Here is a 23928-nt window from a genome sequence, read left to right as displayed (position 1 = left end):
CCCATGTGTCTGGCCATTCCCGGCAAGATCACCGACATGCTTGAAGATGACATGGCCCGCGTCGAGGTGGGTGGTGTCGGCAAGGAGGTCTCCCTGGCCCTGGTGGAGGGCGCCGGGGTGGGTGACTATGTCATCATCCATGTGGGCTATGCCCTGTCCAAGCTGGATCCGGAAGAAGCGGAAAAGACACTGGCCCTGTTCGCCGAAGCCGGGGAACTGGTGGCGGCGGCCCCATGAAGTATATCGAGGAATTCCGTGACGGCGATCTGGCCCGCTCCCTGTCGGCGGCCATCCGTGCCGAGGTGCGGCCCGACAAGCGCTATCACTTTATGGAATTCTGCGGCGGCCATACCCACGCCATCGCCCGTTACGGCATCGAGGATGTCCTGCCCGAAGCGGTGCGCATGATCCACGGTCCCGGCTGCCCGGTCTGCGTTTTGCCCATGGGCCGCATCGACGCCGCCATCCACCTGGCCAAGAGCGAGGACATCATCCTTTGTACCTATGCCGACATGGTGCGGGTTCCCGGCTCTGGCGGCGAGAGCCTGCTGCGGGCCAAGGCCGACGGGGCCGATGTGCGCATGGTCTATTCGACCCTCGATGCCCTGAAAATCGCCCAGGAAACCCCGGATCGCCAGGTGGTGTTTTTCGCCATCGGTTTCGAGACCACCACCCCGCCCACGGCCCTGGCCATCAAGCAGGCCGAGGCCCTGGGCCTGGAGAATTTCAGCGTGTTCTGCAATCATGTGCTGACTCCGGCGGCCATCCAGAACATCCTGGAAAGCCCCGAAGTGCGCGAGATCGGCACGGTGCCCCTGGACGGCTTCATTGGCCCGGCTCACGTAAGCACGGTGATCGGCTCGGCGCCCTATGAGTTCTTCGCCGAGGAATACCGCAAGCCGGTGGTCATCGCCGGGTTTGAGCCTCTGGACGTGTTGCAGGCGGTGCATATGCTGGTACGGCAGGTTAACGACGGCCGCTTCGAGGTGGAAAACGAGTACACCCGCGCCGTCACCCGCGAGGGGAACGAGAAAGCCAAGTCCCTGGTGGCGGAGATCTTCGAGTTGCGCAAGAGCTTCGAATGGCGCGGCCTGGGGCTGGTGCCCTACAGCGCCCTGCGGCTGAAGACCGCTTATGCCAAATGGGATGCGGAACAGCGCTTCACCGTCCCCGACGACGCGGCGCCAGACCACAAGGCCTGTGAATGCGGCGCCATCCTGCGCGGGGTCAAACAGCCCGCCGACTGCAAATTGTTCGGGACCGCCTGCACGCCGGAAACCCCCATGGGTTCCTGCATGGTGTCCTCGGAAGGGGCTTGCGCGGCGCACTGGACCTATGGACGATTCCGGGGGGCGGCTTAATCAAATGACACGCGAACAGACCATCTCCCTTCTCCGACGGCATGCGGAAGATTTCCGTCACCGTGGTGTGGCTCACTTGGCCCTGTTCGGGTCATTGGCCCGGGGTGACGGAGGTGTGGATAGCGATGTGGATGTTGTGATCGACCTGATGCCTGACGCCGATTTTTCCCTCGTTGATATGGCCGGCATTCGCCTGATGCTCTGCGACCTAACAGGAAAAAGCGCGGATTTGGTCATTGAAGAAGACCTGGACTTCGAGTTCAAAGCTCGGATCGCGCAAGACCGGTTGGAGGTGTTTTGATGGCCTCCTCTTCCGCCAAAGACCGTCTTCAGCACATGCTGAAAGCGATGGAAGGCATCGAGCGGCTGACAACTGGGAAATCTCTGACGGAATACCAAGAGGCTCCAGACCAAGCCGCGGCGGTTGAACGGTATCTGGAGATTATTTCGGAAGCATCGCGTCATATCCCCCAAGACAGGTTAAGCGAGTACCCAGACATACCTTGGCGTCAGGTCGCCGATATCGGAAATGTCTTAAGGCATGCCTATGAAAGACTCGATGCCAAGCGCGTTTGGAAAACGGTTCGTACCGACCTACCACCCTTGAAAAATGCCGTCCAACGTATGCTTGCAGAATTGGATGAGCAGCCATGACCAACACCAAACCCCGCAAGAAATTCCCCCGCAAGCTGGACCTGAAGGAGGGGCGGGTGGAAATGTCCCACGGCGCCGGAGGACGGGCCATGGCGCAGCTGATCGAGGAGCTGTTCGTCGAGGCCTTCGACAATGACCTGCTGCGCCAGGGCAATGATCAGGCGGCCTTTGAGGTGCCCGCCGGGCGAATGGTCATGTCCACGGACTCCTTCGTTGTGCGGCCGCTGTTCTTCCCCGGGGCCGACATCGGCTCGCTGGCGGTGCATGGCACGGTCAACGACGTGGCCTTGTCCGGGGCTAAACCGCTCTATCTCTCCGTCGGTTTTATTCTGGAAGAAGGATTGCCCCTGGCGGATCTGAAAAAGATCATCGAAAGCATGGGGCGCGCTGCCCGGGAAGCCGGGGTGTGGGTGGTCACCGGCGATACCAAGGTGGTGGAGAAAGGCAGCGGCGACGGCATCTTCATCAATACCGCCGGGGTCGGCTTATTGCCGGAGGGCGCACCAACCCTTTCGGGGGACCTTGCGCAATTAGGGGACAGGATACTTGTTTCTGGTACCATGGGGGATCATGGGGTGGCGGTCATGTCCAAGCGCGAGAACCTGACCTTCGAGACCGATATCCTTTCCGATGCGGCGTCGCTGAACGGTTTGATCGACGCGATGATGGCGGCGGCACCCGAGGGCATCCGTTGCCTGCGCGACCCGACCCGGGGCGGCTTGGCGGCGACCCTGAACGAGATCGCCGGGCAGTCGGGCGTCGGCATGGCCCTGCGCGAGGCGGATATTCCGGTGCGGCCCGAGGTCAAGGGTGCCTGCGAATTGCTGGGCCTGGACCCGGTCAACGTGGCCAACGAAGGAAAATTGATTGCCATCTGCGCCGCCGACCAAGCCAAGGCTCTGCTGGCCGCCATGCGCGCCCATCCCCTGGGAGAAAACGCGGCGATTATCGGCGAGGTGGTCGAGGACCCGCACCATTTCGTGCGCATGGAGACCCTGTTCGGCGGCCAGCGGGTGGTGGACTGGCTGCACGGAGAACAGCTGCCGAGGATCTGCTGATGCGGATTTTGTTGCTCACCCATGCCTTCAATTCCCTGGCCCAACGTTTGTTTGTCGATTTGCGCCAATGGGGGCACGAGGTGGCGGTGGAGTTCGATGTCAACGACGCCGTGACCCGCGAGGCCGTGGACCTGTTTCAACCGGACCTGCTGGTCGCGCCGTTTCTCAAGCGGGCCATCCCAGAAGATGTTTATGCCCGGCTGCCTTGTTGGATCATCCATCCCGGTCCGGTGGGCGACCGGGGGCCATCATCGCTGGATTGGGCCATTCAAGAAGGGGTGGCGGTCTGGGGCGTGACCATCTTGGAGGCGGCCGCCGACTTTGATGCCGGAGACATTCGCGCCGGGTTGGCGTTCCCCCTGCGCGCCGCCGCCAAGTCCAGTCTTTATCGAAATGAGGTCACCGAGGCGGCCGTCGAGGCCCTGCAGGAAGCGCTGGAATCTATGGATGGTCCGGGGACTCCCCAGACCCGCCATGTCACCCGCCCGGCGATGACGCAGGCCGACCGGGCCATTGATTGGTCGCAAGACACCACCGAGACCGTCCTGCGCAAGATCCGCGCGGCCGACGGTTTTCCCGGTGTGCGGGATCGCAGTCTGGGTCGGGATCTCTCTTTGTTTGATGCCCATCGGGAATCGGAGCTTAAAGGCAGCCCTGGCGCGCTGATCGCCCATAGCGGCCCGGCGGTTTGCCGGGCAACGGTTGACGGCGCGGTCTGGATCGGGCGCCTGCGGGACTGGGAGACCGAGGAAGCCATCAAGCTTCCCGCGACCATGGTCCTGGCGGATCAAATCGGTACGCTCCCCATGATAGAGGGACATAATAGAGAAATATGGATCGAGCGGCAAAACGGTGTCGTGGCTCTCCATTTTCCGTTCCACAATGGAGCCATGGATACTCGTCAATGCCGATCCCTGAAAGAGGCCTTTGACGAGGCCTGTGCTGGGCCGGAGAATGTGGTGGTGCTGATGGGCGGGCCGGACTTCTGGTCCAATGGTATTCATTTGAACCTCATCGAAATCACCGAGCGTCCCGCCGATGAGTCCTGGGCCAACATCAATGCCATGGATGATCTGGCCGAAGCGGTCATCCGCCGGACGGACAAACTGGTCGTTGCCGCCCTGCGGGGCAACGCCGGAGCGGGCGGGGTGTTTCTGGCCCTGGCCGCCGACCGGGTCTGGGCGCGGCGGGGGGTAATTCTCAACCCGCACTACAAGGGCATGGGCAATCTGTATGGTTCCGAATTCTGGACCTATCTGCTGCCCCGACGCACCAACGCCGATCAGGCGGCGGCCATCGCCGAGGCGCGCCTGCCCATGGGCACCACTGAGGCCCTGGGGCTGGGGCTATTGGACGAAATACTTGATGATTTCGAGGTCACCTTGATGGCCAAGGCAGAGGCTTTGGCCGAATCTCCCGATCTGGAGAGACTGCTGGCCGACAAGGCCGCGCGTCGTGCGGCCGATGAAGCGGAAAAACCGCTGGCCCAGTTCCGGGCCGAGGAACTGGAACGCATGAAGCTGAACTTCTACGGCTTCGATCCGAGCTATCATGTGGCACGATACAATTTCGTCAACCGGGTACCCAAGTCCCGCACGCCGCTGACCATTGCCCCGCATCGGCGGGCGCGGGGATCATCTGCTCCCATCGGATAGTTTCGCCTTCGGAATGAGCGGACTATCATGCGCCTCGACGTCGATGATTCGGGACATGCCGCATGAGAATCCAGCAAAAGGATGCCCAGGATTTCTGGTTTCAGTTGACCCTTGAAGAAGTGCAGGTGTTGCTCAACGCTTTGCATGTGGCCGCCAAGGGCACCGACGATCAAGTTCTCAGGCAGAACATCCGGACCCTCGCCGAAAGCATGGTAGAGGTCATCAAGGACGCTCGGTGAGCTTTGATTCCATGCGTCAGGATGACGCATCCGCCAGCACTGCCGCGGCAGCCTGTTTGGCCTTTCGGTCATCGGCCATCCCCTTGATCAGGGCGATGATGATGGCCAAGGCGCCTGTGAGCAAAGCCAGTCCCAAGGTGGCGAAGCTGATGTTGGACAGCAGCGAACTGGTGGCAGCGGGCAGCTTGTCGATCATATCCAGGTTGGACAGATAAACCGGCAGTTTGAAGAAGCGGCTGACCAGCACGATCAGCATGATCATGGCCATGATCAACTTGACAACCCAGTCCTTCACATAGGTGGTGCCGATGGCACCAATCTGCACGCCAAACAGGGAACCGGCGAGGATGATCATGGACAGGCGGATGTCGACGAAACCATCCCAGGCATAGAGCGCGCTGCCCCCTGCGCCCATGACAAAGGCGACCACCAACTCGGTGGCCGTGGCCATGATGGCCGGGACTCCGAGCACATAAATCATGGCTGGGACACCAATAAAACCGCCGACGGCGATGGAGGCCGCCAACAAACCCGTGGCGATTCCCAGCGGCGCGATGAACAGCACCGAGACCTCTTTGTTGCCGATGGATTTGAACCGCATCATGGTGCCCGGGATACGCACCGACTGAACCCATTGGGCCAGCTTCGGGGTTTTGTGCTCCTGGTCGTCGTCGCCCGCGGATATGCGGCTTTTCAGGGCATCGCGCATGACGAACCCACCAACCACCGCCAGCACCACCACAAAAATGGCCGATACATAGAGATCGGTACCGGTGTCGCCGAACTGCTTGCGGATGTCGGTCATGAAGCCCTTGCCGATAAACACGCCGATTTCGGCGAAGATCCCCATGATAATCCCCAATTTGACGTCCACCTGACCATATCGGGCGCGCTTGATGGAGCCCACCAGGGCCTTGGGAAACTTGTGGGCCATATTGGAGGCCACCGCGACGATGGCCGGGGCGCCCAGGCTCATCATGGCGGGCGTCAGCACAAAGGCGCCGCCGGAGCCGATGAAGCCGCTGACCATGCCGCCGATGAAGCCGACCAGAAACAGGATGGCCACCATTCCGGGGGTGAGATCGAGGAAGTTAATGGCTTCCATGACAGGGTCTCCTCGCTATGGATCCGGCAAAAAGCCGGGCTGTGCGCGCCCAGGACCTGGGCGCGGCGTTGTTTCAATAGGGTTGGTGTTAGAAGCTATTTGCGGGACGAGCCCGGTCGTTCAGCCTCCGCCGCGAGTGATCAGCACCGGCACGGTGGTCTGATTGATAACCCGCTCGTCCTTAGATCCGAACAGCACCCGGCCAATGCCGGTTCGGCCGAAATTTCCCAGTACGATCAAACCAGCCTGCCGGTCGGCGGCCACTTCGACAATGGTGTCGTCAGCGGCGCCTTCTTCGACTAGGCCGCGCGCTTGAACGCCCGAGTCCTTCAGGAAGTCGAGAACCCGATCGACGATCGGCTGGGCTTCCGCTTGGCGACGTTCGCTGTGGATCGGCACTTTCACCGATAAAACGGTCAACGGCACGTTCCCGGTCTTGGCCAACTCGCCCGCCGTGACGGCGGCCATGTCGGAATAGCGGGAGCCATCGGTGGCCACCAGAATGGAGGACCACATCTGAGATTCCCCGGGAACCACCAGCACCGCGCACGGGGCATGGCCGATGACCTTGGCGGTGGCGTCGCCGAGCATGATTCGGGCCAGCCCGCGCCGACCGCGCCGTCCCATGACCACCATATCGACCACCAGCTGGTTCGCGGCCTTGACGATGACTTCATAAGGATCATCGCCGGACATCAGATGCGTTTCACACTCGATCCCCTGTTCGCTGGCCAAGGTGGCAATGCGCTCCAGGTTCTCGGTGGTCTTCTGCTGCTGTTCGGCACTGGCGGACGGGCCCATGAAGCCTGATTCGCCGGGCTTGGCCATGGCCGAGAGCACATGCAGTTTGGTGCCGTGCTGGGCACAGAAACCGAGAGCGACCCGTTCGGCGCCGACACTGTATTCCGACCCGTCGGTGGCTAGCAGAATGGATTCGAACCGCCCGATGGGCGACAACTGGCTGGCTTGCACCGACTGATCCTCCGGAAGCGCGTTTGAAAGGGACATTGTATCAGCGCTTTGCCTTGAGGCCCAAAGCTTCCCAGAACTTGTCCGTGAACATGCCGTGGACAACCGAGAAGACGAAGGCAATGCCAATGGGGGCCATGAAGTAGAGCTTGCTCTCGCCGCGATTGGTCATCTCGGCCATGTGCCGGATGTCGTCACTGTAATAGAACAAAGCGGCATAAAGCATTCCGCTCAGCAGGCCCAGGCCGATGGCGGTCCGGGTGGACTTGCGGATCATCAACATATTGCGAAGACGGCGCGACCGTTTGGTCGAAGAAGCCGGAAGGGCGAGTCCATCTGCGTGCGTGACCATGGTTGAGGTCATCCTTTGCTCCCAAGATCAAATAACGTTGTGGCCAACCCATTCCAACCCGGAATTTCCTCCGATGGATTGGGTGCGATGCGAGTCTATGGTGAAAGGTCCGGTGAAGGCCCGGAAGCCCTGAAAACCAAGTGACTGTCTCTATCGGCTCGGACGGGAGTATTGGGTGAAAAGCAGCCCTTGGCTAATGAATTATTTTACTCTAATATTCCTGTATGGAATACAAAAATCTACCGGATATTCGCGGATGGGCGGCCCTTCGGGCGGTGGTCGAACGGGGCAGTGTCTCCGCTGCCGCCGAGGCGTTGAGTGTCGGCCAGCCCGCGGTGACCAAACGTTTACGGGCCCTGGAGGCCTGTTATGGCCTACCTTTGACCGAGCGCCGTAGCGGGCGTCTGCACCTGACCGAAGCCGGGGAGAAGGTCTATTTGCTGGCGGTACAGACTCTCGACCGGCAATTGTCTCTCAGGCATGAGATGCTGGATATGGCGCAGGGAAAGACAACCTTGCACCTGGATGTGACCATCGCCATTGGGGAGCACTTCCTGCCCCGGTTCCTGCTGGCTTTCTCCGAGCGTCATCCGCAATACCGGGTGGACAGTCGGTTGATCTATGGCCGACAGATCCAGACCAACCTGGCCAACGGCATTTCGGATCTGGCGCTATTGGAACGGGCGCCGGACCATCCGGACCTCCTGGTACAGAAATGGATGGATGACGAACTGTTGCTGGTCTGCGGTCCGCGTCATCCGTTGGCCAACGAGGAGATGATTCCGGCCGCCATGCTGCATGATCTGAGCTATGTGCTGCGCGAGCCCGGGTCCTCGGCCCGCCTGGATCTGGACGAGGCACTGGACCGTATCGGTTTCAGCGGGCTGAACGTGGCCTTGGAGGTGGGGGCCACCGATGCCTTGATGAATGTGTTGATGCCCGGGTCCCATGTGAGTTTCCTGCCCCGGTTTGCGGTGGAGGATTTCGTGGCCCAAGGAAGGTTGCGTCATATACGGGTGGGTGGATTTCGCATCATGCGCACCCTGTGGATCGCCCGCCATCGCGCCAACATCGACCATCCGGTGGCCGATGCCTTCATCTCGGTGATCCGGGACCTGTAATCTGGTAGAATAACGCAGGCATACTAACAAGAGGCAGCTGTTGGTCCGGGTTCTGGTTGTCGTTCTATTTCTAGGGCTTCCGGTTTCCATCGGTCGCGGCCTGCCGGTCGCGGTGCCGCCCGATCCGGTGGATTCCCTGGTCGGCCATTTGCTGGTGGCCAAGGAGGACCTTCAAGGATCGGTATTCGGGCGGACGGTGCTTTTGGTGGTCGCCCATGACAGTGACGGAGCAGTGGCGGTGATCGTCAACCGACCCGGGCTACCCATACCGCTATCGACGCTTTTGACCGAGCTGGGTATCGACGAATCGGAACAGAATTCGGAAATCCAGGGATGGTTCGGCGGGCCGGTGGATCCGGGCTTGGTCATGATGCTGCATTCTCCGGATGCGAAAACCGTGCGCTCGCAACGGATCATTCCCGGGGTCTACCTCAGCAAGGATCGCCTGACGCTACAGAGTCTGACACGGCGGGAGCCGCCAAAGCCGAGTCGATTGCTGTTTGGCTATGCCGGGTGGGGCCCCGGACAGTTGGAGGCGGAAATAGAGCAGGGTTTCTGGGCTATTCGTCCAGCCCGGCCCAAGTGGGTGTTTACCGAGGATCCCGCCGCTCTGTGGGAGGTTTTGAAGTAGCGTCTATTCCATGTCCAGGGCAGCTTTGTAGAGATCGAGAAGCTCTTCGGCTTCGCGGCGGTCGGACTGGTCCATCTTTCGCAGCCGGATGATCTGGCGAATGATCTTGGTGTCAAAGCCCGAGCCTTTGGCTTCGGAATAGACTTCCTTGACGTCCGCGGCGAGGGCCGTTTTTTCTTCTTCCAGCCGTTCGATGCGCTCCACGAAACTGCGCAGGCGGTCGGCGGCGATGCCTCCGGTGTCGGACATTCTCGATCACTCCCTCAAAGCTCGGATAGGGGACGGACAATAGCGCCCCCAAAGGTCTGGTGCAAGGGGTGGACACAGCCTGAGGTCGGTTGTCAATACGCGTGTTTCTGCGCTACAAGAGTGTGGCATTCAAAAAAGTCGCCGGCAATGGAATTGCTTGGGAGAGCCTGAATTGGCTGTATACGACCTCGAAACGGTTAGCGTCTTCCTTGTGGAAGATAACGACTTCATGCGTTTCACCATGGAAGACCTTTTGCGTCAGCTGGGCTTCAGGAATATCGTCGCGGCCAAAAACGGCGAAGCAGCCATCGAGTATTTCAAGACCATGCGGGTCGGGCATCAGGCCGTCGGCGGCACCAATGTGGATATTGTCATTACCGATCTGGTCATGACCCCGATCAATGGTCTGCTTTTGTTGCGCTGGCTGCGCTCGGCCAAGGAATCCCCCAATCGATTCATGCCCGTCCTGATGATTTCCGGCGCGGCGGACCGCAAGTACGTGGAATCCTGTCGCGACATGGGGGTGACAGAGTTTCTTGCCAAGCCCTATTCGGTGGGATCGGTCTACAAAAAAATCCTTGAAGTGATTGACTATCCACGCCCGTTTGTCATGACCAACACCTATTTCGGACCGGACCGGCGGCGGCAGCGCTACGGATCGGCGCCGGGCGGCGATGAGCGGCGCGCCACCGAGGAATCGGATATTACCATGGTCTATGGCGCCAAGGACATGCGTCAGCCAAAGAAGGAAGACTCCGGAGTCTGGATGTTCAAGTTGCCCAATAGCCTGAAGGACAAGGCGGGCGGCATGGGTGATTCGGGACCGGGCGAGTTCCCGGCGGACCTGTTGGACAAGGCGGAAGAAAAGCTCGAACGGGCGAAGCTGGACTTTTCCACTTGGGCCTTGGACTACCTGACCCAGCTGTCGGATCTGTGCGCCGAGGCCCTGGGACAGAAAGGCGGCCGCACCGCCCATTTCGAAAAGATCAACCTGTTGGCGCTGGAATTGCGCGGGCAAGGCGGCACTTTCGGCTATCCGCTGGTGACCATTGTTGCCAAGGGCCTGTTCAATACCACCGGCGCGGGCTGCAACGAGGACGACAAGGCGGTGGAGATCGTCAAGGCCCATATCGATACCATGCGGGCGGTGATCCGCGAGAAGATCTCGGGCGATGGTGGTGATGTGGGGCGGCAGTTGCTCAAGGGGCTCAAGGCCGCCATCGACAAAAACTCATGATTTCCAGCCACAGGCCTTCAGCGCGTCCTGCATATGCGGCGGCGCCGGGGCGCTGACGCGGATCGGCGGACGATCCTCGAACAACGGTATTTCGATGGCCCGGGCCAAGAGATGGAGGGTCGGACCCGGGGTTCCATATTGCTCATCTCCCATGATCGGGCAACCCACCGCCGCGCAATGGACGCGGATCTGGTGGGTGCGGCCCGTGCGGGGATTCAGTTCCAGCCAGGCCAGGCCATCATCGGATCTGCCCAGAGTTTGGTAAGCAGACACGGCCCGTTGACCATCGGCTGCCGTCACCATGCGCCAGCCACTTCCCTTGGTGGAGAGTTTTTTGATCGGTCGATCTATAATGCCCTCCGGCGGCGTGGGGGCGCCGGTCACCACGGCCCAGTATGTTTTGCGGATCTTTCTTTGCTCAAACAGCCTGCCCAATTTGCGTAGGGCCCGGTGATTGCGGCCCAGAATCAGGCATCCGGCGGTGTCGCGGTCCAGACGATGGGCCAGGGCCGGTGTCTCCTTGTATCCGAACCGCAGAAGGCCTAAATGGGACTCCAGGTTGTCGTCGCCCGCGGGGCCGCCATGCACCGGCAGGCCCGCCGGTTTGTCGAGCACCATGACCAGGGAATCCTGATAGAGCACCCTGGCCGCCGGATCGAAGGAAGAGGACAGAGCATTCATGACCAGACTACCCGGCGAAGCTTACCGCACGGCCGCGCGGCTGATCGACGAACAGGGGCCGAAGGAGGCGCGGCGCCATGCCCAGAAGCGGGCCAACGAACTGTTGGAAGCCCGGGATTTCGAGGGTAGCGCCACTTGGAAAGCGGTGCTTGATGCGGTTCGGGAGCTGGCGTACCGGAAACCAGGGCCCGGATTGCTGCCCAACTAACTCATTCATTACAGAGGTCAATGCGGGTCATGTGGGAATCCTCGGGGGCGACCAGATCGGCCACCGGGCGCCCGTGTTTGATAAGGGGATAGGCTTCCCACAGCCGTTTGAATAGCCGGTCCAGCTTATCGGCGTAGAGGTGGCCCTGCCAAGCGGTGTCGTCATCATCATCACCGCGTCGTTGCAAGGTGACTTCATACACATGGGTCCAGCGCAGCATTTTTTTTGGGCCAAGGAACTTGGCCACGCGCAAGGTCCAGCTTTCGCCGGGCGTCTCCGGGTCACGGAAGACGATATCGCAAGCCAAGTCATCGAGACCGGCATCCCCCGGCGGCAGTCGCAGGTCGGCGGCTTCCAGACCATGATCACTCAGGGAACTGGCCAGTTTCTGGCAGCGGGCGGCGTCTTTTTCTTCAAAAAAGACCCGGGTATAGGGTCCGGCACATCCGGCCATGGACTGTCTCCTAGCGTTGGTAAATATGATAGCGGTCGGGGGCGATGCCCTGGGGTAGTGGTTGTTTCCGCCATCCCTGCGGCGCCAGATCCTGATCACAGACAATCAGGCCGTCGGGTCGCAGCAACGGTTGCAGGTGTTCGCCGAGAAAGCGGGCCAGTTCCCCGTCTTCCTTCGGGCGCCCCGATCCCACGTCCGCATGAACCAAGGCAGCCGGAGAGGGGAGGATCGCTCTCGGGACAGTGTCGCGGAAATCCCCCAACAGCAGGTGATCGGCGTCGGGGATGCAGTCCGGATGTGCCGCCACCTTGATCTCAAACACGAAAACCTCCCGCTCGGGAAACAAAGTCCGCAGATGATCATAAGTGCGACCATTGCCCAGGCCCAGTTCCAGTACCGGCCCGGGGATGTCGGCGATCAGCGCCGCCGCCCGGTTCAGGCAGTCGCGCTGGGCCGTCATGCGGCGGATGAAGCTGTCCAGGCGGCTCATTTCACCTTCTGCACCGACTCGAAACCCTCGAACTGCGGCGGCCCCAAATAAAGATCGCGATTGCCTCCAGCGCCCGCATGGGCCTGACGGAAGGCTTCCGACTTGGTCCAGTCTTCGAACGCCTGATAGGAGTCCCAGATGGTATGGGAGGCATAAAGCACATGATCCTCGGCTTCCGGGCCCTTGAGCAGGTTGAACTCGACGAATCCGGGCACCTCTTTCAGATGACTGTCCCGTTCGGCCCAGACCTTTTCAAAGTCGGCGCCGCGCCCGAGGGCGATTCGGAAGCGGTTCATGGCGATATACATGGTTGGATCTCCGTGCCTAGGTGAATCAGGATGGCCCTTTACCGGGCGCCGTTGGGACACATATAAGCACCATCGGCGAAAAAAGGAACCAGAGGCACCCATGTCCGACCATCATCGCATCGTTTGCCCCCATTGCGGGGAGACCACTCAACTGCACCATAAACCGGCCAAGGGCAATGTCTGCGCCGCCTGTGACAAGCCGCTGTTTCCTGGCAAGCCCATTCTTCTCACCGGCGATTCCTTCGACGCCCATATCGAGGCTTGTGACCTGCCGGTGCTGGTGGATTTCTTCGCCGATTGGTGCGCTCCTTGTATCCGCATGGAGCCCCTGTTTGCCCAGGCCGCCGGGCACCTGGAGCCCCGGGTCCGCCTGGCCAAGGTGGATACCGACGAGGAACAGGCCCTGGCCGGGCGCCATGGCATCCGCGGCCTGCCCACCATGGTGCTTTTCAAGGACGGAAAAGAAATCGCTCGGGAAGCGGGGGCCATGAGCCTGAACCATTTGCTGGCTTGGGTGGAGGGCCATTTATAGCCCCCAATGGGCGGCAATCGTCGTTCCTGACAAGGGTTGAGGCGGAAAGCGGGAGAGCCTTTCGTTCCATTGTCCGCATTAAGCAAAAAGGCCCCACCGTTTGGCGGGGCCTTGCGCAACGAGGGGCGGATGTCATGATCAGTACAAGTACTCGATCTCGTCATTGACGAAGGTATAGCGCGGCTGCTTGTACCACCCATAAAGCCACGACTTCCGAGGCTCCTTATGGACCTTGGATTGGAAGACCTTCAATTCTCCGGTCTTGTCATTCATCCAGAAATCGAGATCGTAGAGCTTGTCCGGTTCGCCTACCACGTGGAAATCGGTGCAGGCAAAATAGATATCAGTACCGATCTGTCTCACCGGGTCATGGATCTGGACGAACTTCAACGCCAGCGTTTCCCCGGTTTTATCATCGAGCATATGGAATACGCCGTCGTCATCTACCTTGGCTTGGATGTGTTTCTTCATCGATGCCTTGATGTCTTCGGCGTAGTACGTGTTTTTCTCCTCGTCCGCGATGGCCGGTCCGGTCGCCAAGGCAAAGGCGCCGGACAGCCAGGCCAGAGTCAAAAGAATTCCAATGCATCGCGACATGGCGCCCAGTCCTATTTCACCGGGGTGCCCGCATGTTCATCGACCTTCTTCTTCTTCACCGCTTCGCCCGCGTGCTCGGAGGCTTCGGAGGCCTTGCTCTTCGCCGCTTCGCCCGCATGCTCGGAGGCTTCGTCGGCCTTCTTCTTCGCCGCTTCACCCGCATGCTCGCTGGCGGTGGCTTTCTTGGTCATGGGGGTGCCCCCATGCTCGGCGGCATTGGCAACGAACGGCACGAGTACCAAAGACAGCAAAGACAGGGTCAGAAATTTTTTCATGGTTCATTTTCCTCCGGGTTGATTGGTTGTGTATCGCATTATCACTAGCGGCCTACTCAGGCAAGCCGGTGTTCCGACGCATGAAAGGTTCCGAGAACCAGGCCCGGTACGAAAGCGTCAGGTCCCGGGCTTCGGGCAGCCCGATGGCATCCGCCGCCAGCTTGCCGTTCGGACCCGGGGTGACCTGGTTGTAGCTTCGGAACAGGGGATCCCAGAAACTGAAGATGGTCGAGAAATTGGCATCGCCATGGGCCCGCTCCACCACATGGTGAGAGGTATGAAAACGGGGCGTGACGATGACGCGGGCGAGAATCCGCTCGACGGAATCGGGCAGATCGATATTGCTGTGGTGGAACTGGGCGCAGAGACTGATCAACCCTTCGAACACGAACCAGGCAATGGCCGTCGGCCCCCAGATCAGCACCCACGACGCCTTGGCGAGGGAGGACAGGAACAGCTCTCCCGGATGAAAGCGCAGGGCGGTGGAAACATCCATCTCGTTATCCGCGTGGTGCGCCTTATGGAACCGCCAGAGAAAGGGAAGGCGATGGTTGGCGCGATGCCAGAAATAGTCGAACAGGTCGAGCATGATGAGCGAGAGCACGATCTCCAGCCAGCCATCCAGCCCCAGCCAACGAGAAAGGCCCCAGCCTTGCTGTTCCACGTAAACGATCCACAGCAGAAATGGCACGTAGATCAGCACACGCACGAGAACGGTGTTGAAGGCCGCGACCGAGGCGTGAAAGAAGATGCGCTTGAGGCGGCTGTCCTGCCATGAGCGAGCGGGCAGGAGGGTTTCCAAGATGAGAAACAGCGACAACCCGCCAAGGAAAATCAGCAAGCGCCCGCCATCCAGGTCCAATTCCATAGCGTTAGCCGTTGTTTTCCCGCCAATATCCGAATCCGCCGCTGATCTTATGCGAAGGGACCGTATTAGAGAACCCTAAACCCGACCGGTCCGTTGAGGGGGCCCGGCGGGTGGTCTTCCCCCTACGCTTGCCCTTCCGGTCCCGCTGCCGTACAAAGCGCACAGCAATTTCCCATCCGCGTTCCGAGGACTCCCCATGGCGGCTTATCAGTACATCTATGTGATGAAGAACCTCTCCAAGATCTTTCCCGGCGGGCGGGAGATCCTCAAGGGGCTCACCTTGTCATTTTTGCCAGGTGCCAAGATCGGCGTGCTGGGTGTCAATGGCGCCGGCAAGTCGACGGTGCTGAAGATCATGGCCGGACTGGACCAGGATTATGGCGGCGAGGCCTGGGTCGCCGATGGGGCGACAGTGGGCTACCTGGCACAGGAGCCGGAATTGAACCCGGACCTGGATGTGCAAGGCAACGTCACCGCCGGTCTGGGCGAGGTTAAGCAATGGGTGGACCGCTACAACGAGATTTCCATGGCTTTCGCCGAGCCCATGGAAGACGACGAGATGACCAACCTGCTGACCGAACAAGGTGACTTGCAGGAAAAGATCGACGCCGCCGATGGCTGGGAATTGGACCGGACGGTCGAGATTGCCATGGACGCCTTGCGCTGCCCGCCCGGCGATGCCGATGTGTCCGTCCTTTCGGGCGGTGAAAAGCGCCGGGTGGCTCTGGCCAAGTTGTTGCTGTCCAAGCCCGATTTGCTCTTGCTCGATGAGCCCACCAACCACCTGGACGCGGAATCCGTCGGCTGGCTGGAAAAGCATCTGCATCAGTACGAAGGCACCGTGGTGGCCATCACCCATGATCGCTACTTCCTCGACAACGTGGCCGGATGGATTTTGGAAATGGATCGCGGCCGGGGCATTCCCTACGAGGGCAACTATTCGGCCTGGCTGGAGCAGAAAGAAAAGCGCCTGCAACAAGAGGAGAAAGAAGAATCCGCCCGGCAGCGTACCCTGTCCCATGAACTGGAATGGATCCGCCAGGGTGCCAAGGCCCGTCAGGCCAAGAGCAAGGCGCGGATTGCCGCCTATGAGGATCTGCTCAATCAGGACGTGGGCGACAAGATCAGCCATGCCCAGATCGTCATTCCGCCCGGTCCGCGCCTGGGCAACCTGGTAATCGAGGCCGAAGGCCTGACCAAGGGCTTCAGTGATCGGCTGCTGTTCGAAGACATGGCCTTCCGCCTGCCGCCAGGCGGTATCGTCGGGGTCATCGGCCCCAACGGCGCCGGCAAGACCACCTTGTTCAAGATGCTCACCGGACAGGAACAGCCTGATTCGGGCAGCCTGAAAATCGGCGAGACCGTGGTCATGGGTTATGTGGATCAATCCCGCGACGCCTTGAAGGCCGACGCCACCGTGTGGCAGGAAATCACCGACGGCCTGGACGAGATCGAATTGGGCAAGCGCAGCATGCAATCCCGGGCCTATGTGTCGCAGTTCAACTTCAAGGGTGCCGACCAGCAAAAGAAGGTCGGTCAACTCTCCGGCGGTGAACGGAATCGGGTGCATCTGGCCAAGATGCTGCGCTCCGGCGCCAACGTGCTGCTGCTCGATGAGCCCACCAACGATCTGGACGTGGAAACCCTGCGAGCCCTGGAAGACGCCCTATTGGAATTCGCCGGCTGCGCCGTGGTCATCAGCCATGACCGCTGGTTCCTCGACCGCATCGCCACCCATATTCTGTCCTTCGAGGGCGACAGCCATGCCGAATGGTTCGAGGGCAACTTCGACGCCTATGAGGAAGACAAAAAACGCCGCCTGGGCGACGACGCCATCGAGCCCCATCGGATCAAATACAAGCCGTTGACGCGGTAGCGCTCGCGCGTGTCGCGAGGCGGTCTGCTACGCCACGGATTGACCCGCAGAACGCGTCGCCACGACTTTTTGGTACAATCCGCCAAAAAAAGTTTCCTTCGACCATGAGACCCTCTCGAAATCGCCCGCCAATGTCTTGATGTCTGTTTCCGTCAGCTCGATGGCATAGGGTTCAAGTTTGCGCCAGATCAGGCCCATGAGACCTCTCAAGGGATGACAGCGCGCGGGCTTGTGGTAATCGACAAAGCAGACCCTGCCCCCCGGGCGCACACTCTCCAACAATCCCCGAACAACATCGACCTTCTTTTGGTGCGGCATTTCATGCAGTAAAAAATAGCAACAAATGGCGTCATAGGGTCCCCCGCCCGGCTCGGCGGCATCGGCCAGACGAGCCCGGGCCCAGGGGAAGTCTTTGAGGCGTTCACCACAATTTTTGACTTGCAGCGGAACGATATCAACCACATCCAACTGGCCTTCGGGGCCGATGTGACGGGCCAAATTGGCAGAGAACTGACCGTAGACCTGAGCCGCCTGAAGAACCTTTTCCCCCGGTTTGAATTCCTTGAATGCCGCCTGCATGAGTCGATTGGCATTTCCCCACAGGATCGTCCGAACCATGATATCTCGGTCCAACAGGCGAACGCCGGTCGGGTTTAGATAAGCCCAATCATAGGTATCGATCAGGTATTTGGGGATGGATGGAGGGGAGACAGCAGGAGGGGTACCGGATTCCGGGTCGATGACGATTTGGTCCATTGCAATACCTTTACGGAACCTGTGCGGGGGGGATTACAAGAGAATTAGAAAAACTGCGGTCAGGACGGTTCCCAGCCCGGCAACGCCGTAACAGACCGTCATCGTTGCGCGATCATTGTGAATGCCCAAATCGTGTACCGTTGTCCTTGTTCGGTGCGCGGCATGCCAGAGACAAACCGTAATAAAGCCCATCATCACCAAACGGCCCAGCGGATGGGCGACAATGGCGTAAACGCGGTCAAAGGAAAGCGCCTCCGCGGGCAACAGGCCCAAGGGGACGGCGAAGCCTAATACCACCATCACGACAGGCACCAGAAAGGCACTTGCGGTTCCGCCAGCGGCGAACATTCCCCAGACAATGGGTTTGTTTGAACGGGCCATTTCAGAAAATCCCCCCCGCCAGCAATAAAAAGGCCACCGAGACCACGAACCACCCGCCGTAATGGGCGCCGACGATGATCCATCCCGGCGCTTGCTTGTCACCGATCCAAAGCGGCATGGCTTTGGGGGTCAGATTGAACCAGGTGATCGAGTGGATCACCGCCGCCACCAAAATTGCCAGACACATGAGCAGGCCCATGGGGCTCCAGAGAGCGGCCAGATAGGCGTCGTAGGCTTCGGGGCCCTGGGACAATCGATAGATGCCGACGATCAGGACAAATGCCTGCAGCCCGATGAACAAGCAGGTCGCCTCGCGGATCATGTAGCGCACATAGCGCCCTTGGCGCATCCACCATGACGACGGTATTGGCCGGATATAAGGTTGATTGCTCATTTCCCGTTTCCCGTCCCTTGTTTGCCCACCCGGCCTTTGCCGGGCAACAGCAAATACTTGAAGTAATCGACGGTGCTGGCGATCTTGGTCTGCTGGATGGCGGCGGCAGGATCGACGTGTTTCGGACATACCTCGGAACAGGCGCCGACGAATGTGCATTCCCAGATGCCGGTGTTGCTGGCCACCACATCCTCGCGGACAGAGCGCCCCTCATCCCGGCTATCCGCGTTGTAGCGGTGTGCCAGGGCCAGCGCCGCCGGTCCGGCAAATCCTTCGTTCAGCGCATACTGTGGGCAGACGGAATAACAAGCCATACAGTTGATGCACATGGCGAAGGACTTGAACTTGTTTAACTGCGCCGAGGATTGCTTGTAGGTGCCATCTGGTTCGGTCACGGGTTGTTTGGGGACCAGGTAGGGCTTGACGCTTTTGAGCTTGGCCATGAAATCGTCGAGCGAGATCATCAAATCCCGTTCGATCGGGAAGTTGTGAAGCGGCTCCACCCGGATATGATCCGGCAAATCGCGCAGAAACGCCTTGCACGACAACATGGGCTCGTCATTGATGACCATGGCGCAGCTCCCGCAGACCGCCATGTGGCAGGACCATCGATAGCTCAAGGTGCGGTCGAGATGGTCCTTGACGTAGTTGAGCGCATCCAGCACCACCCATTCCTCTTGGCAAGGAACGCTGTAGGATTGGAACACCGGTTCGGAATCGCTTTCCGGCCGATAGCGCAAGACTTCCAGCGTGATCTGCCGCTCGCTCACTTTTCACCTCCATAGACCCGTTGTCCTGGCTGTGATTTGGTAATGACCACATCCCGGTAATCAATGCTGGGAGCGTCGGCGCCTTGGTATTGTACCAGTGTGTGTTTGAGGAAGTTCTTGTCGTCTCGTTCCGTGACGTCGAGACGTTGATGCGAGCCGCGTGATTCACGTCTTTGAAGGGCCGAGTGCGCCATGGTTTCGGCAACTTCGATCATCGACTTCAATTCCAGGGCCTGGATCAGGTCGGTGTTGTAAACGTTGCTCTTGTCTTCGAGCGAGATCGCGTTGAAGCGGTCGCGAAGCTGGGCAACGGTCTTACAGGTCTCGCTCAGGGAATCGGCGCTGCGGTAGATCCCCGCGCCGCTTTCCATGGTATCGTTCATTTCCCGGCGCAATCCAGAAACGCTTTCACCGGTATTCGTTCGCATGAACAGCTCGGCCAATGCCGCTTGGGATTGATCCCGCTTTTCTTTCACTAGCGCGGCATTCGGCGACGCGGTCTTGGCCACTTGCTCCGCCGCGTGCTTGCCGGCTTCCCGCCCAAAGACCAAGCATTCCGTCAAGGAATTGGAGCCCAGCCGATTGGAGCCATTGATGCTGACACAGGCACATTCACCGGCGGCGAACAAGCCGTCCAAAGGAGTCCGGGCCGAGCGATCAGTATCGATGCCCCCCATGGTGTAGTGGACCACGGGACGGACCGGCACCGGATCATGGACCATGTCGACGCCCATATAGCTGCGCGCCAGATCGCGAACGAACGGCAGGCGCTCATCGATCAAGGCCTCGCCCAGGTGACGCATGTCCAGATGAACGACATCCCCATGGGGCGTCTGAATGGTGCGGCCTTTTTGCTGCTCATGCCAAAATGCCTGGGACAGAATATCGCGCGGTCCCAATTCCATGGCCTTCTTGCGCGGCCAGGGGTCGGGCGGCCCCATGCCGTAATCCTGTAGGTACCGATAGCCGTCCTTGTTGACCAGAATGCCGCCTTCGCCTCGGCACCCTTCCGTCATCAGGATCCCGGTGCCCGGCAGGCCCGTTGGATGGTATTGAACGAACTCCATGTCCTTGAGCGGGACCCCGGCCCGATAGGCCATGGCCATGCCGTCACCGGTTTTGATTGCCCCGTTGGTGGTGAACGGAAATACCCGTCCGGCGCCGCCGGTGGCGATAATAACGCTTTTCGCCGCGAAGGCCTTCAACTGGCCACTGCGCATATCGATCGCCGTTACCCCTTGGCAGCGGCCATCATCGGCAATCAGATCCGTTGAGTAGTACTCGTCAAAACGCTGGATGGATGGATATTGGAGGGACGTCTGAAACAAGGTATGCAATATGTGGAAGCCGGTTTTGTCCGCGGCATACCAAGTCCGTTCGACCTTCATGCCACCAAACGGTCGCACCGCGACGTTGCCATCCTTGTCGCGACTCCAGGGGCATCCCCAGCGCTCGATCCGAGCCAGTTCCTTCGGCGCCTGTTCGACGAACCATTCGACGGCATCCTGATCGCAAAGCCAATCCCCGCCGGCAACCGTATCGTCGAAATGCTTATCCAGGCTGTCTTCGGGTTTGGCGACGCCCGCGGCCCCCCCTTCGGCGGCACAGGTGTGGCTGCGCATCGGGTATACTTTTGATATCAAAGAAATTTTTACGTTCGGATCGATTTCGGCAATGGCAATGGCGGCGCTAATGCCCGCCGCTCCGGCCCCGATGATGGCAATATCCGTCTCAATAATTTCCACGTTGATACGCCCCCCTTGTTCGGTCGGCTTGTCCGTGCCGCCATGACCAGACCCAAATCTCTCGGTGAAAATCAGACATCTGCCCCTTGGTATTGTTCTCCATCACCTTACGGATTGGAAGGAGAAAATCGAGGAAATGGGGATTTCATCAACTCCCGGTTATTTGTATGAACGCAAAGGGATCGGCAGGTCTGGTTTCCATTCAAATCCATAAGGGGTCATGAAATTGGACCAAATGATCAAAATTCACTTTTGGCGCGCAAGGCGGGGGCGGAGGACCTGTCGAGGGAGCTTGCTCCGCGTTACCACGGATAGGTTCCCTTCCTGGGCCTTTTGGCCGCGGGATCGTTGCGCCGTCGGTGGATAAGCGAGTCTCCCGAACCGCTCACCGCCCCTCATCGGACTATCCGGTCACCCGAAACGACAGCTTGTCAGCCTGATCCGGACTCACCAGTTCATCCTCGATGACGTTCTGTTTCGCCACTTCGAACAGATCCTCGTCCGTAACCAGCGTGCCATATTCACCGACCACCATCTCATAGGTATGGATCAGGGTCCCGGTGGCATCTCTGACTTCAACATACGGCATCATTTCCTCCCGTCGCGATCCTGTGTATATAGCGATGGTCCCGGCGCAGGAAAATGCTTTGCGGCCTCTGGCCCAAAAAAGAAATGTTTGGAACCCGATGCTGATCGCTCAAATCTCCGATACCCATTTGATCCAACCCGAAGGGGACGAGTCTCGAACCCTTGGGCGCGTTGCGGCGTTGGAGGCTTTTGTTGCCCATATGGGCGAGATCGATGAAAAGCCCGACCTGATCTTGCATACCGGCGACGTGACCCAAGACGGCAAACCGGAAGAATACCAGGCCGCCAGGTCCATGATGAGTGACCTCGATATTCCGGTGCATTTCGCCCTGGGCAACCGTGATCGCGGCGCCAACCTGGTAGAAGGGCTCGAGGGTCTTGGTCAGGCAAAAATGGTCGAGGGGTTCCTGATTTACAGCGTGGAAGGCTTCCCTGTGCGACTGATCGCCATGGACACCCAGAACCGGGAAAGCCGCATTGGGACCACCTGTTCGGTCCGGCTGTGCCTTTTGGAGGAACTGCTCAAGGAACAGCCTGATAGGCCCACTGCGCTGTTCATGCACCATCCCCCGTTCGAGGTCACCACGTCCAAGTATCCGTTTCAGTTCGACGATCCCGTGTTGGCAGACGCGTTCCTGCGGTTGATCGCGGAACATAAACAGGTCGTGCACTTGTTCTGCGGCCATATGCACCGGCCCTATGCTGTGGACCTGGCCACCTGTTCCGCATCGGTCACGCCGTCCTTGCCGCCGGATAACCGCCTTGGCGAGTATCCGGCCGGGTGGGAAGACCGACCTTTGTTCCAGTTGCACCGCTGGATCCCGGAGAGGCGGCGGTTCGAAACCCGGCTCAACGCGGTCGGCGGCTGAAGCGTCACGCCAGATCTTGAATTCTACACCAAGCCTGGCATCGCCGACCCGACCCGGCGGGTCGATCGACCCGCCAAAGGCCTTTCATTACCCAGAACGGAACCCGCCCCATGGTCGACACCGGCCGCCAGCATCGACCTGCCGCCGGAATCGCCTTTATGCTGTTCGCGGTATTTGGTTTTTCCGTCATGGACGCCATTGTCAAATGGATGGGCGAGACTCATCCGGTGCCGCTGACCATGGTCATGCGGGCGATGTTCGGTATCCTGCCCATTCTGGCCGCGACGTTGCTCTTGAACCCGAAAGGGCAGCGGCTGAAGGCCTTGCATCCCGGGCCGTCCTTCAAGCCGCACCTGATTCGCGGCCTCTTGATCTTGTTGGCTCAAGTCACCTTCTTCACCGGCATCGTCTTGGTGCCTCTGGCGGAAGGGATCGCCCTGGTATTTGCCGCGCCCTTGTTCGTGACCGGCCTGTCGATCCTGTTGCTGGGCGAAAAGGTTGGTCCGCGCCGCTGGGTGGCCATCGGCATCGGGGCCGTCGGCGTGGCAGTGATCACCCAGCCTTCCGGCGGCATTTTGGCGCCGGGATCGTTGTTGGTCCTGGCGGCTGCCTTCTTTTATGCCGCCACCATGGTGACCGCGCGGGTCTATGCTGTGGGGTCCTCCGCCATGGCCATGACCCTGTGGGCCAGCCTGGTGGCCGGACTGGGCGGATTGATCGCCCTGCCATTCGTCTGGCAAGGCATGCCCGACGGCGCGGATATGGGGCTCTATATGATCATGGGCGTGGTTGGCGGTTGCGCGGCGCTGGCCATGACCCAGGCCTTCCGCATCGCCGAGGCCTCGCTGCTGGCGCCAATGGATTACACGGCTCTGGCTTGGGCAACCCTGTTCGGCTGGTGGTTCTGGCAGGAAGTGCCAGACCCGTTGGTGTGGATCGGAGTGGCCCTTGTGGCGGTGTCGGGCTTGTATATTCTGGAGCGGGAACGACGCGTGGCGCCAATGACAGAGTGACGGGCATGAAGCACAGCATTGAAATCCGCCTGCATTCCAAGGCCGAACTGTCCATCAAACCGGTCAATGTGGAAAAGTGCCCTGCCTGGACCGGGGATCAGGGCTCCCAGCCCGCCCGGAGCGTCTACGCCTCTTCGGAACCCGTCGGGCAATACAGTTCGGCCAGGGTTTCCAGCATGCGGGTGACGTTGGCATCGACCAGTGAGTAGTATATGCGTTGGGAATCGCGACGGGTGCGGACGATGCCGTCCTTTCGCAACCGGGCCAAATGCTGGGATAGGGCCGATTGAGTCAGGCCCACGCGCTCTTCCAGCGCCCCCACGGACTTCTCGCCGCTGCTCAATTCGCACACGATCATCAGCCGCCGGTCGTTGCTCAAACACTTGAGCAAACCAGACGCTTCGCGAACATTGCGCTCCAATACGTCAACGTCCATCATGATCACCGCGACTCCGTTATTTTTATATTTGATCTTGCTAATATAAGAAAAAC

33 protein-coding genes are annotated in these 23928 nt (G+C 59.9%); 15 read left to right on the top strand and 18 right to left on the bottom strand.

Features of this window, described 5'->3' with window-relative positions; all coding sequences use genetic code 11:
* The first annotated feature begins 3 nt into the window (after nucleotides 1-3).
* The 7 genes from MGMAQ_RS16270 (at nucleotide 4) to MGMAQ_RS21130 (ending at nucleotide 4967) form a co-directional block, all read left to right on the top strand.
* Nucleotides 4-237 (top strand): HypC/HybG/HupF family hydrogenase formation chaperone, encoded by a 234-nt coding sequence (locus tag MGMAQ_RS16270; RefSeq protein ID WP_046022380.1) that lies wholly within the window; start codon nucleotides 4-6, stop codon nucleotides 235-237.
* Nucleotides 234-1361, top strand: a complete 1128-nt coding sequence (gene hypD, locus MGMAQ_RS16265; protein ID WP_046022379.1) for a hydrogenase formation protein HypD — start codon at nucleotides 234-236, stop codon at nucleotides 1359-1361. Before MGMAQ_RS16270 ends, hypD begins: the two co-directional genes overlap by 4 nt.
* 4 nt (nucleotides 1362-1365) lie before the next feature.
* On the top strand, nucleotides 1366-1662 hold the full coding sequence (locus MGMAQ_RS16260) for a nucleotidyltransferase family protein (protein WP_046023441.1): 297 nt from the start codon (nucleotides 1366-1368) through the stop codon (nucleotides 1660-1662).
* A complete protein-coding gene (locus MGMAQ_RS16255; RefSeq protein ID WP_046022378.1) occupies nucleotides 1662-2015 on the top strand; it encodes a DUF86 domain-containing protein in 354 nt (117 codons plus the stop codon). Before MGMAQ_RS16260 ends, MGMAQ_RS16255 begins: the two co-directional genes overlap by 1 nt.
* Nucleotides 2012-3073, top strand: coding sequence for a hydrogenase expression/formation protein HypE (gene hypE / locus MGMAQ_RS16250; protein ID WP_046022377.1), 1062 nt, complete (start codon nucleotides 2012-2014; stop codon nucleotides 3071-3073). Before MGMAQ_RS16255 ends, hypE begins: the two co-directional genes overlap by 4 nt.
* Entirely contained in the window at nucleotides 3073-4728 is a 1656-nt protein-coding gene (locus MGMAQ_RS16245; RefSeq protein ID WP_046022376.1) for a hydrogenase maturation protein, read from the top strand. Before hypE ends, MGMAQ_RS16245 begins: the two co-directional genes overlap by 1 nt.
* Nucleotides 4729-4790: 62 nt before the next feature.
* Complete coding sequence (locus MGMAQ_RS21130; protein ID WP_158498881.1) at nucleotides 4791-4967, top strand: hypothetical protein; 177 nt, start codon at nucleotides 4791-4793, stop codon at nucleotides 4965-4967.
* Between the two features lie 16 nt (nucleotides 4968-4983).
* Here the strand turns inward: MGMAQ_RS21130 and MGMAQ_RS16240 are convergent, their stop codons facing one another.
* From MGMAQ_RS16240 to MGMAQ_RS16230, 3 genes are all read right to left on the bottom strand, one after another.
* A complete protein-coding gene (locus tag MGMAQ_RS16240) occupies nucleotides 4984-6072 on the bottom strand; it encodes a sulfite exporter TauE/SafE family protein (RefSeq protein WP_046022375.1) in 1089 nt (362 codons plus the stop codon).
* Nucleotides 6073-6192: 120 nt separating this feature from the next.
* Nucleotides 6193-7080, bottom strand: a complete 888-nt coding sequence (locus MGMAQ_RS16235; RefSeq protein WP_046022374.1) for a universal stress protein — start codon at nucleotides 7078-7080, stop codon at nucleotides 6193-6195.
* Nucleotides 7081-7084: 4 nt separating this feature from the next.
* Nucleotides 7085-7318 carry a hypothetical protein gene (locus MGMAQ_RS16230; RefSeq protein WP_158498880.1) on the bottom strand — a complete coding sequence of 78 codons (234 nt, stop codon included), beginning with the start codon at nucleotides 7316-7318 and terminating at the stop codon, nucleotides 7085-7087.
* A 299-nt stretch (nucleotides 7319-7617) separates the two neighbouring features.
* On the opposite strand from MGMAQ_RS16230, the gene MGMAQ_RS16225 reads away from it, so the two are divergent.
* Both MGMAQ_RS16225 and MGMAQ_RS16220 read left to right on the top strand, forming a co-directional pair.
* Entirely contained in the window at nucleotides 7618-8514 is an 897-nt protein-coding gene (locus tag MGMAQ_RS16225) for a LysR family transcriptional regulator (protein ID WP_046022372.1), read from the top strand.
* Nucleotides 8515-8554: 40 nt separating this feature from the next.
* Nucleotides 8555-9145: a YqgE/AlgH family protein gene (locus tag MGMAQ_RS16220; RefSeq protein ID WP_046022371.1), complete on the top strand. Its 591-nt coding sequence runs from the start codon at nucleotides 8555-8557 to the stop codon at nucleotides 9143-9145.
* Nucleotides 9146-9148: 3 nt separating this feature from the next.
* Here the strand turns inward: MGMAQ_RS16220 and MGMAQ_RS16215 are convergent, their stop codons facing one another.
* A complete protein-coding gene (locus tag MGMAQ_RS16215; RefSeq protein WP_046022370.1) occupies nucleotides 9149-9394 on the bottom strand; it encodes a DUF2312 domain-containing protein in 246 nt (81 codons plus the stop codon).
* Nucleotides 9395-9566: 172 nt separating this feature from the next.
* Here MGMAQ_RS16215 and MGMAQ_RS19855 point away from each other — a divergent pair, with 172 nt between their 5' ends.
* A complete protein-coding gene (locus MGMAQ_RS19855; RefSeq protein ID WP_148560998.1) occupies nucleotides 9567-10631 on the top strand; it encodes a response regulator in 1065 nt (354 codons plus the stop codon).
* On the opposite strand, the gene MGMAQ_RS16205 is transcribed toward MGMAQ_RS19855, so the two are convergent.
* Nucleotides 10626-11312: an RluA family pseudouridine synthase gene (locus MGMAQ_RS16205; RefSeq protein ID WP_046022369.1), complete on the bottom strand. Its 687-nt coding sequence runs from the start codon at nucleotides 11310-11312 to the stop codon at nucleotides 10626-10628. The two genes, MGMAQ_RS19855 and MGMAQ_RS16205, sit on opposite strands and share 6 nt — an antisense overlap.
* Between MGMAQ_RS16205 and MGMAQ_RS16200 the strand changes: the two genes are divergently transcribed.
* Nucleotides 11311-11520: a hypothetical protein gene (locus MGMAQ_RS16200; protein ID WP_046022368.1), complete on the top strand. Its 210-nt coding sequence runs from the start codon at nucleotides 11311-11313 to the stop codon at nucleotides 11518-11520. The genes MGMAQ_RS16205 and MGMAQ_RS16200 overlap by 2 nt on opposite strands.
* A 1-nt stretch (nucleotide 11521) precedes the next feature.
* Here the strand turns inward: MGMAQ_RS16200 and MGMAQ_RS16195 are convergent, their stop codons facing one another.
* Genes MGMAQ_RS16195 through MGMAQ_RS16185 form a run of 3 tightly spaced genes read right to left on the bottom strand, consistent with a single transcriptional unit; the run spans nucleotide 11522 to nucleotide 12772 of the window.
* The gene (locus MGMAQ_RS16195) at nucleotides 11522-11974 is read right to left on the bottom strand and encodes a hypothetical protein (RefSeq protein WP_046022367.1); all 453 of its coding nucleotides are present in this window, start codon (nucleotides 11972-11974) and stop codon (nucleotides 11522-11524) included.
* 10 nt (nucleotides 11975-11984) lie between these two features.
* Nucleotides 11985-12464 carry a class I SAM-dependent methyltransferase gene (locus tag MGMAQ_RS16190; protein WP_046022366.1) on the bottom strand — a complete coding sequence of 160 codons (480 nt, stop codon included), beginning with the start codon at nucleotides 12462-12464 and terminating at the stop codon, nucleotides 11985-11987.
* Nucleotides 12461-12772 (bottom strand): antibiotic biosynthesis monooxygenase, encoded by a 312-nt coding sequence (locus MGMAQ_RS16185; RefSeq protein WP_046022365.1) that lies wholly within the window; start codon nucleotides 12770-12772, stop codon nucleotides 12461-12463. The genes MGMAQ_RS16190 and MGMAQ_RS16185 overlap by 4 nt, the downstream gene beginning before the upstream one ends.
* Nucleotides 12773-12872: 100 nt before the next feature.
* On the opposite strand from MGMAQ_RS16185, the gene MGMAQ_RS16180 reads away from it, so the two are divergent.
* Entirely contained in the window at nucleotides 12873-13304 is a 432-nt protein-coding gene (locus tag MGMAQ_RS16180) for a co-chaperone YbbN (protein WP_046022364.1), read from the top strand.
* Nucleotides 13305-13442: 138 nt separating this feature from the next.
* Here the strand turns inward: MGMAQ_RS16180 and MGMAQ_RS16175 are convergent, their stop codons facing one another.
* From MGMAQ_RS16175 to MGMAQ_RS16165, 3 genes are read right to left on the bottom strand one after another with little or no spacing between them, the layout of a single operon-like run.
* A complete protein-coding gene (locus MGMAQ_RS16175; RefSeq protein WP_052716476.1) occupies nucleotides 13443-13901 on the bottom strand; it encodes a hypothetical protein in 459 nt (152 codons plus the stop codon).
* Nucleotides 13902-13912: 11 nt separating this feature from the next.
* Nucleotides 13913-14176 carry a hypothetical protein gene (locus tag MGMAQ_RS16170; RefSeq protein WP_046022363.1) on the bottom strand — a complete coding sequence of 88 codons (264 nt, stop codon included), beginning with the start codon at nucleotides 14174-14176 and terminating at the stop codon, nucleotides 13913-13915.
* Between the two features lie 52 nt (nucleotides 14177-14228).
* A complete protein-coding gene (locus MGMAQ_RS16165) occupies nucleotides 14229-15044 on the bottom strand; it encodes a sterol desaturase family protein (protein ID WP_052716475.1) in 816 nt (271 codons plus the stop codon).
* A gap of 196 nt (nucleotides 15045-15240) precedes the next feature.
* Between MGMAQ_RS16165 and ettA the strand changes: the two genes are divergently transcribed.
* A complete protein-coding gene (gene ettA, locus MGMAQ_RS16160) occupies nucleotides 15241-16920 on the top strand; it encodes an energy-dependent translational throttle protein EttA (protein WP_046022362.1) in 1680 nt (559 codons plus the stop codon).
* Nucleotides 16921-16947: 27 nt separating this feature from the next.
* Here ettA and rquA read toward each other — a convergent pair whose 3' ends face one another.
* The 6 genes from rquA to MGMAQ_RS16130 form a co-directional block, all read right to left on the bottom strand.
* Nucleotides 16948-17676, bottom strand: a complete 729-nt coding sequence (gene rquA, locus MGMAQ_RS16155) for a rhodoquinone biosynthesis methyltransferase RquA (RefSeq protein ID WP_046022361.1) — start codon at nucleotides 17674-17676, stop codon at nucleotides 16948-16950.
* 33 nt (nucleotides 17677-17709) lie between these two features.
* Nucleotides 17710-18057 (bottom strand): fumarate reductase subunit FrdD, encoded by a 348-nt coding sequence (gene frdD, locus MGMAQ_RS16150; RefSeq protein WP_046022360.1) that lies wholly within the window; start codon nucleotides 18055-18057, stop codon nucleotides 17710-17712.
* A gap of 1 nt (nucleotide 18058) precedes the next feature.
* Nucleotides 18059-18451 carry a hypothetical protein gene (locus MGMAQ_RS16145; protein ID WP_046022359.1) on the bottom strand — a complete coding sequence of 131 codons (393 nt, stop codon included), beginning with the start codon at nucleotides 18449-18451 and terminating at the stop codon, nucleotides 18059-18061.
* A complete protein-coding gene (locus tag MGMAQ_RS16140) occupies nucleotides 18448-19221 on the bottom strand; it encodes a succinate dehydrogenase/fumarate reductase iron-sulfur subunit (protein ID WP_065814701.1) in 774 nt (257 codons plus the stop codon). The genes MGMAQ_RS16145 and MGMAQ_RS16140 overlap by 4 nt, the downstream gene beginning before the upstream one ends.
* Complete coding sequence (gene frdA / locus MGMAQ_RS16135; RefSeq protein ID WP_046022358.1) at nucleotides 19218-20966, bottom strand: fumarate reductase (quinol) flavoprotein subunit; 1749 nt, start codon at nucleotides 20964-20966, stop codon at nucleotides 19218-19220. Before frdA ends, MGMAQ_RS16140 begins: the two co-directional genes overlap by 4 nt.
* A gap of 403 nt (nucleotides 20967-21369) precedes the next feature.
* Nucleotides 21370-21558 carry a hypothetical protein gene (locus tag MGMAQ_RS16130; RefSeq protein ID WP_148560997.1) on the bottom strand — a complete coding sequence of 63 codons (189 nt, stop codon included), beginning with the start codon at nucleotides 21556-21558 and terminating at the stop codon, nucleotides 21370-21372.
* Between the two features lie 94 nt (nucleotides 21559-21652).
* Here MGMAQ_RS16130 and MGMAQ_RS19850 point away from each other — a divergent pair, with 94 nt between their 5' ends.
* Nucleotides 21653-22423: a metallophosphoesterase gene (locus MGMAQ_RS19850; RefSeq protein WP_052716473.1), complete on the top strand. Its 771-nt coding sequence runs from the start codon at nucleotides 21653-21655 to the stop codon at nucleotides 22421-22423.
* 110 nt (nucleotides 22424-22533) lie between these two features.
* On the top strand, nucleotides 22534-23436 hold the full coding sequence (locus MGMAQ_RS16120; protein WP_052716472.1) for a DMT family transporter: 903 nt from the start codon (nucleotides 22534-22536) through the stop codon (nucleotides 23434-23436).
* A gap of 124 nt (nucleotides 23437-23560) precedes the next feature.
* Here the strand turns inward: MGMAQ_RS16120 and MGMAQ_RS16115 are convergent, their stop codons facing one another.
* Complete coding sequence (locus tag MGMAQ_RS16115) at nucleotides 23561-23875, bottom strand: ArsR/SmtB family transcription factor (protein WP_371258363.1); 315 nt, start codon at nucleotides 23873-23875, stop codon at nucleotides 23561-23563.
* Nucleotides 23876-23928 lie beyond the last annotated feature (53 nt).

The organism is Magnetospira sp. QH-2 (assembly GCF_000968135.1).
GTDB lineage: Bacteria > Pseudomonadota > Alphaproteobacteria > Rhodospirillales > Magnetospiraceae > Magnetospira.
Note: the sequence above shows the minus strand (reverse complement) of the source record. Positions and strands in the feature narration are given on the sequence as shown.